This is a genomic window from Micrococcus sp. 116 (genome assembly GCF_902506395.1).
Classification (GTDB): domain Bacteria; phylum Actinomycetota; class Actinomycetes; order Actinomycetales; family Micrococcaceae; genus Micrococcus; species Micrococcus luteus.
This window is the reverse complement of the sequence record NZ_LR732376.1, coordinates 1-7,015: the sequence shown is the minus strand read 5'-3', so window position 1 is coordinate 7,015 and position 7,015 is coordinate 1. Positions and strand designations below refer to the sequence as shown.

Below are 7,015 nucleotides of genomic sequence, written 5' to 3'. Positions count from 1 at the left end.
ACATGGACCTGCTCGGCTCCGTCCGCCTGGCCGCCCTGGCCCCGCCGATCGTTCCCCGCCCCTCCGCGGTATTCCGCATCCACCGCTACGTGAACATCTCCCTGGAGGAGATGGTCGAGATGGGCAACCTCTCCAAGGACGCCGCCGAATTCCTGACCGCCTGCGTGCGCGCCGGCAAGACCATCGTGATCGCCGGCTTCGGCGGCGCCGGCAAGACCACGCTGATGCGTGCGCTCGCGGGCAAGATCGACCCGCACGAGCAGATCGTGACGATTGAGAAGGAGCGCGAGCTGCACCTGCACGAGCTCGAGGGTCGAGCCGTGATGCCCTATGCGTTGCAGTACCGGCCCGGCTCGGGCGAACGCGCGGCCGACGGCACGCAGGTGGGCGAGTACACCCTGGAGAAGGCCATGGAGAAGGCCCTGCGCCTGAACTCCCAGCGCATCCTCGTCGGTGAGGTCCGCGGCCCGGAGATCACCGCGATGATCCAAGCCATGCAGACCGGCGCCGGAACTTTCTGCACGACGCACGCCTTCGACCCGGACGATGCGATCGACCGTCTGGCCGGCCTGGGCATGGCCCGGTTCGGTGAGGCCTACATGGCCCGCCAGCTGGGCCACCACCTGGACGTGGTGGTGCAGATGGAGAAGCTGCGCATGCCCGACGGCACCTCCAAGCGCAAGCTGACCTGGATCTCCGAGGTCACCCCGGGCGAGGGGGACCGCAAGGTCTCCACCAAGCCGCTGTTCCGGCTGGACTCCCTCACCGACGAGTACGCCCGCCCGGTCGGCCCTCCCGGCGACGAGCGCTTCCGCGCCGACCTGGAGGCCGCCGGCTTCGAGATGACCCGACTGGGAGGCCGACTGTGAACGCGATGCTCTCCGCCCTGGGCGCGGCCCTGCTCGTCGGGGGCCTGGCCGTGGCCGTCGTTCAGTGGTTCATGCCGGCCCCCGTCCAGGAGGCCCGCCCGGACTCCCCGCTGCAGGTCCGCCTCAAGCGCCTGGCCGCCCGCCTGGACCGGACCACTTGGATGATCGTCGGCGCCGCCGCGGCGGTGGGGCTGATCATCGGCCTGTTCACCGGTGCCCTGCTGTACCTGCTGCTGCTGCCGGCTGCGGTGATCGTCGGCCGTCTGGTCCTCTCGGCCCACGGCCATGCCAAGCACACCGAGCAGCTGCAACAGATGGAGGCCTGGACGCGCTCGCTGTCGGGGTTGATCGTCACCGGCGCGGCGCTGGAGACGGCACTGCTGGGGTCTCTGTCGAACGCCGGGCCGCTGATCCGCCCGCAGATCGAGCACCTGGCCGCCCGCATCCAGGCTGGCTGGTCCACTTCCCAAGCCCTGGATGTTCTGGCGGACGAGTGGTCCGATCCGACCGGGGACATGATCGTGCTGCACCTCAAGCTCGCGGTGAAGCAGCGCGGCGCCGGTCTGGCCCGCTCGCTTGATGACCTCTCCGAGGGGGTGTCCGAGGAGGTCAAGATCCGCCGCAAGGTCGCCTCCGACCGTGCTGCTCCCACTCGTCAGTCCCGGATCGTCTCGGTCGCCACCCTGGGCCTGCTGTGCATCATCCCGCTGCTGGGCGGGCCGATGGCGACCTACCGGGAGCCGGTGGGGCAGCTGCTGTACGCGGCCCTGGCGGCGGCGACGCTGGGGATGCTCTGGATGATCCGTCAGGCTGTGGCGCCCAAGCCGCAGGCACGCATGTTGGGCAAGGCGGTGCAGGGCTGATGCTGGTGCTTGCTGGAATGTGCTTCGGGGTCGCGGTGGCGATGCTGCTGCTGCCGGCACTGCCGGCCCGACCCCAGCTACGGGCCATTGAGGCTGGCCGGCCCGGGGTCATGGATCCCGTGGCAGCGCGCGGCCAGTCTCTCCAGCACCGGATCTCGGCGTGGGCACTGCGCACGCTGCCGGAGCGGGCGACCATGAGCCTGTCTTCGGCTGACCTGGACATCGTGGGCATCACCCGGGTGGAGCACACGTGGAAGAAGATCTTTGCGACGCTGCTGATGGTCGTCAGCCTGCTGGCGATGTCGGTGGTCGCGCAGCTGTTCTTCTCCCTGCCGCTGTGGATCGGTCTGGTCTTCGCGCTGGGTCTGGGCGCGGTGGCGTGGCTCCTGCCGGACACCGACGTGACTACCCGCGCCAAGGCTGCCCGCGAGGAGTTCGGCCGGTCGGTGGCGGTGTTCGTGGAGCTGCTGGCGGCTGAGCGCCGGCGGGACGCCCCGGCGGCGGTCGCTCTGGAGAACGCCGCTTCGGTCTCAGATGCGTGGGCGTTCCGTCGGATCCGTCAGGAGCTGCTGCGGGCCCGCTACAACAAGGTCCAGCCGTGGACTGCATTGGAGGCGCTCTCGGTCCAGTTGAAGGTGCCCGAGCTCGGGGACGCAGCCCGGATCATGGCCCTGTCCGGGGACAAGGGTGCGGCGGTCTACGAGCCGTTGCGGGCGCTGGGTAAGGGCTTGCGAATCCGCATGCTCAATGAAGATGCCGCCCGTGAGGCGCGGGCCTCGGACAAGATGATGAACCTCGTCACCGGCGTGGCCGTGTTGTTCGTGATGATCATCCTGACCCCGATGATGTTGACGCTCTTGGGGTGACACAGACTCCCTTCCTGCTCAGTCGGGGCGGAGGGGTTATACCACGGGGGTCGTCCGATCGTCGTGGCCACCGATGGGAATGGAGAAACCGATGAAGCAGATGATGGATCAGCTGAGCATGCAGTTCGAGATGGTCAAGGTGATGCTGGAGGGCAAGGTCGGAGACGAGCGCGGCGACGCCGTGCAGTGGATCCTGATCGTCCTGGCCGGCATTGCCATCGTCGGCATCGTGGTCGCCGCGATCACCACCTACGTGCAGAACCAGACCAGCCAGCTGGGCTGAACCCGGCCCATGCAACGCCGGAACAGGAACAGGGGGAGAGCAACATGTGGCAGCGCCTGCGTGAGGAGCACGGCGACACCGCGGTGTCGTTCGTCGGGCTCTTCCCCCTGTTCCTGGCCGTCATGCTCTTCCTGGTGCAGGTGGGCATGTACTACCAGGCCACGATGGTGGCCCAGGCCGCGGCCGATGCCGGCTTCCACGCCGCGCGGGTGGCCGAGGGTAGCGCCTCCGACGGATACGCCGCCGCCCAGCAGGTGATCGCCCAGCATGGGCAGACCCTGGAGGGGGCGTCCGTGCAGATCGCCGGCGGCGGGACACAGATGACCGTGACCGTGCAGGGCACCTCGCAGACCCTGATCGGGGACTGGTCGGTGCCAGCCGTGCAGAAGGTCGTGTCCGGGCCGACGGAGAGGGTGGTGCAGTGATGCCGACCCGCAACCCCTGGGCTCGCCGGTGGCGAGCCGAGCACGGCGAGACCCCGGTGTCGCTGATCATGGTCATGCCGGTAATCGGGATGATCCTGCTGGCGATCATCGCTGCTGGACGGGTGGCCGAGGCTCAGACCGCGGTGGAGTCCGCAGTGGGTGCGGCGGTGCGTGAGGTCACGCTGGCGAGGGATCCGGGTACGGGGACCGCCGCGGCGCAGTCCACGGTGTCCCGCGCGCTGAGCCAGCGCGGCGTGAAGTGCGATCCGACCGTGAGCGTGGACGCCGCCGCGCTGTTGAACGCGCCCGGGGTGGATGGGGAGGCCTCGGTGCGGGTGCAGTGCCAAGTGCCTCTGGCGGACTTGCTGATGCCCGGGCTGCCCGGGGCGGTAACGATCGACCGTGAGGCCACCTCCCCAGTGGACACGTTCCGGGAGAGGGCCTGAGATCAGGATGGGGGAGATGACGATGAACACACTCAAGCGTGTCTGGGATGCCCTGTGGGGCCGGCTGCGCGGGGAGGTCGGGGAGTCCTCGATCGGACTGGTGCTGCTGGCGCCGGTCGTGTTGCTGGCCGGGTTCGGCCTCACCCACGACTGGGCCGGGAAGGTGCAAGCCTCTGAACAGGCCGTCACGATCGCCCAGCAGGCTGCTCGTGCCGGCGCCAACGCCGGCGCAGCCGGTGAGCTGGGTTCCTCCGGCAAGGCCTCGAAGCTGAACACGGCCAAGGCCTCTCAGGCAGCCCAGGAGTTCCTGAACCGCTCTGGCGCCCAGGGAACCGTCTCAGTCGATCCCCGGCAGGTGCGGGTGTCCGCGACGGTGGACTACCAGCCGAAGTTCCTGCCCGTGGGACCGCTCCAGGGGCACGGGGAAGGCACCGCGGAGCTGCGCATGCACATCCGCCACTGACCGGCCGGCAGTCCGAGACCACGGGAGGGGGCGTTCAGCGGAAGCTGGGCGCCCCCTCCCGCACGCTCGCGCCAGGTGACGGCGCGCTCACGCCGCGGCGAGCAGGGGAGTGCCGAGCGCGGTGGTCCCCGCGGCCAGCAACACGCGCGCCTGGTGATGGTCGGCGCGGCCCGAGTCGGCGTAGCGGGGGTAGCGCCCTCGGGTGTTGAGTCCCCGGACCGGGCCCGGCCGCTGAGCGCCATGGACAGCGGCTCCTGCGGCCGGGCGAGGGGCATCCATCCACGCCCGCTCCGCCAGCCACCAGGCCCACACAGCCCGCTCCAGCCGGTACAGCCGGGCCCGAGCCGCCAGACGACCCCGGACACCGAGCTGCCGTGCCACCACGTCACGGCGATCCTGGGCGGGTCTGCTCCAACCTCCAACGGACAGATCGGCCAGCCCCCAACCGTGGAGACCGTCCAGGAGCGCACGCGCGTGGCCAGCAGTCGTCCCGAGCTCAGCAGCCAGCACAGAGGTGCTCTTCGGAGCATCCGTCAGACGGGCATAGGTGTTCCCTGCCAGGGCGCCCATCCCGGCCCCCGGGATGAAGGCATCGTGGCAGGCAGCCTCGAGGCGAGCGGTGAGCAGGGAGATCAGGGCGAGTCTCTCTGCGGCCCCGGCCCCGAGGGGGCGCGGGTCCGCTTGTGTCAGAGACTTCTCGAACTCCCTGTGGAGAACGCCCTGGGGGTCGATCGACCAGTGGGCCGCTCGACATCCCTCACTGGCCCGGGTGCGTCCCACCCAGCCGTCAGCGGCAAGTCGCCAGAGGGCCTTCGATGATGTGTCCTTACTGATCCCTGAACGCAGGCCCAGACGGCGCACGTCGGCCTCCACGTCCACGCTCATGCCTTCCAGCACCAGCAGGCACACCAGATCCAGCACCCGCCGGTCCGTGGGCCCGCTCCCGCGTGTCCAACGCCCCACAGAGGCATCTGCACGCTCCTGGACCTGACGCACCAGCGCAGCCAAACGATCCGCTCGCAGATCGAACGTCGGGTCGTCACCGATCCGCCGATCATGCGCAGCAGCCCAGCGTGCGGCCTTGTCCCACTGCCGACGCAGCAACGCCGTCGCCTCCACCGCTCCGCGGGCAGAGCGCTTCCCATCGCGCTCGCGGCGCGTGCGCGCATGCTCCAACCCCGGCGCCGTGGCCACCAGAGCCGCGATCTCAGCGAACCGCCAGTGAGCCGAAGCGGCACCGATCAGCACCCGCCACAAGACCGAGGAGGCATCCCCCGCGGTGCAGTCCTCCTGCAAGGCCTGAGCTGACCCAGCCGGCAACGCCCGCCGCGGCCCGGGCAAGAACAACCGGCCCTGCTCGTCTACCGGCAACGGGCCAGCTGGAGCCTGTGCGGCATCCTGGCGCGTGAGTTCACCGGCCAATCGCTCCACCAACGCCCGCACCTGCACCGCGCTCGCGGTGGGATGGGTGAGGGTGTCGAGCAAACCGGAGAGCACCGTGGAAACACCGCCATGGCGGTGCGGGGCTCCCGGAGGGCGCATGCAGCCTGTGGCCGCGTTGGTCAGGGGCGCGATGTCGAGGGTGGGGTGAACGTGCTTGAGCAGGCGGGCCAGAGTGGCCACTGTCTCGGGGTCCACGGAGTCGGCCAGACCGACCCAGATGTGGCGGCCGCCGGAGGGGCCGGACTCGCAGATCACCGGGGGCAATCCGGCCTCGTGCAGGGTGGTCGCCAGGGCGCGGGCGTCGTGGTCGGCGTCGGCTGCGGTGCGCCCGCCTTTGGCATCCAAGTCGAAGGCCAGGAATCGGTACCGACGGTCGGGGCCGGCCAGGTACATCGCCCACGGGGTGGCGGGAGCCCCCAGGCTCAACTGCCGAGATCCGGCGTACTCGTTCAGCAGCTGGCCGTCGATGTCGTGCACAGCCACACGCGCCGTCGGGCGCGGGCTGAGCATCCCGGTCAACGCCCACGAGGACGCGAAAGGGGGTGGGCTGCATGTACCACCCGGGGTAGAGGTTGGTACTCTAGACACGAAGCCCCCTTGGGGGGGTGACCTGGAACCGGAACATGCACTGTCTCGTCTCTGGGTTGGGATCCCGCTTCTGTCGCCAAACTGTGGGCGGGATCCAGGTTTGATTCATCCGAAGCGGCAGCCCCCGGCCAGGGGCTGCCGCTTCGGCATTTATGCGGACTTCTTGAGTTCGATAGGGAGGGTCTCCCCGTTCGGCCCCACCAGATCCCACTCCAGCGGGATGCCGTTAGGGCCAGGGGTGCCCGAGCGCAACGCCGCCTCGATCACGACCCACTGCGGCACATCAGCAGCCGCAGCAATCGCATCCAAGCGAGCCTTCACGTCCGGGGAGACGTAGGCGTTGATCTGCACCGTCTCCATGCCGCGAGGGCGCCTCCAGTTGTTACGCATGGAAACACTCTAGGTCTAGAAAGATCAGAGCGCACCTCCGATTTCTCTCTGAGTCGCCCCCATAGACTTGACGGCACGCGGAGGGGACGAGCACGAGGGGAGCTGATCCGCGCATGGCAGTCAGCGCTGCACACCAGATCCCCTGGGACGATTACGAGACCTGGGCCCGCGCGCAGTGGACCCATGCGCACGGCCCTGAGACCGGCGCCCACGTCCAGTACAAGGACATGGCCGCCGCCGCTGGCTACGGCCCCCACCGCCTGATCAAGGCCAAGCGCAACGGCACCATCCCCCTCTACGCAGTCCGGGACTACGCCCGCGGCCTCGGTGCCGACCCGATCACCGCCCTCGCCGCCTTCACTCCCATCCCCCTCACGGC

10 protein-coding genes are annotated in these 7,015 nt (G+C 69.5%); 8 read left to right on the top strand and 2 right to left on the bottom strand.

Annotated features, from left to right (window positions below; translation table 11 throughout):
- The 7 genes from CITRIK5_RS11820 to CITRIK5_RS11790 form a co-directional block, all read left to right on the top strand.
- Positions 1–869 (top strand): CpaF/VirB11 family protein (locus tag CITRIK5_RS11820; protein ID WP_159833813.1); only part of this gene is annotated, 869 nt, incomplete at its 5' end.
- A gap of 5 nt (positions 870–874) precedes the next feature.
- Positions 875–1,732 carry a type II secretion system F family protein gene (locus tag CITRIK5_RS11815; protein WP_236557209.1) on the top strand — a complete coding sequence of 286 codons (858 nt, stop codon included), beginning with the start codon at positions 875–877 and terminating at the stop codon, positions 1,730–1,732.
- Positions 1,732–2,598, top strand: coding sequence for a hypothetical protein (locus CITRIK5_RS11810; protein ID WP_049161960.1), 867 nt, complete (start codon positions 1,732–1,734; stop codon positions 2,596–2,598). Before CITRIK5_RS11815 ends, CITRIK5_RS11810 begins: the two co-directional genes overlap by 1 nt.
- A 91-nt stretch (positions 2,599–2,689) precedes the next feature.
- The gene (locus CITRIK5_RS11805) at positions 2,690–2,881 is read left to right on the top strand and encodes a hypothetical protein (RefSeq protein WP_140764547.1); all 192 of its coding nucleotides are present in this window, start codon (positions 2,690–2,692) and stop codon (positions 2,879–2,881) included.
- Between the two features lie 44 nt (positions 2,882–2,925).
- Entirely contained in the window at positions 2,926–3,306 is a 381-nt protein-coding gene (locus CITRIK5_RS11800; RefSeq protein ID WP_140764550.1) for a TadE/TadG family type IV pilus assembly protein, read from the top strand.
- Positions 3,306–3,752 carry a TadE/TadG family type IV pilus assembly protein gene (locus CITRIK5_RS11795; protein ID WP_159833809.1) on the top strand — a complete coding sequence of 149 codons (447 nt, stop codon included), beginning with the start codon at positions 3,306–3,308 and terminating at the stop codon, positions 3,750–3,752. Before CITRIK5_RS11800 ends, CITRIK5_RS11795 begins: the two co-directional genes overlap by 1 nt.
- A gap of 16 nt (positions 3,753–3,768) precedes the next feature.
- A complete protein-coding gene (locus CITRIK5_RS11790) occupies positions 3,769–4,215 on the top strand; it encodes a hypothetical protein (protein ID WP_159833807.1) in 447 nt (148 codons plus the stop codon).
- Positions 4,216–4,302: 87 nt separating this feature from the next.
- On the opposite strand, the gene CITRIK5_RS11785 is transcribed toward CITRIK5_RS11790, so the two are convergent.
- Entirely contained in the window at positions 4,303–6,135 is a 1,833-nt protein-coding gene (locus CITRIK5_RS11785; RefSeq protein WP_159833805.1) for a hypothetical protein, read from the bottom strand.
- Between the two features lie 261 nt (positions 6,136–6,396).
- Positions 6,397–6,636: a hypothetical protein gene (locus CITRIK5_RS11780; protein ID WP_159833803.1), complete on the bottom strand. Its 240-nt coding sequence runs from the start codon at positions 6,634–6,636 to the stop codon at positions 6,397–6,399.
- A 113-nt stretch (positions 6,637–6,749) separates the two neighbouring features.
- Between CITRIK5_RS11780 and CITRIK5_RS11775 the strand changes: the two genes are divergently transcribed.
- The coding region (locus CITRIK5_RS11775; RefSeq protein ID WP_159833801.1) for a hypothetical protein at positions 6,750–7,015 on the top strand (266 nt) is incomplete at its 3' end.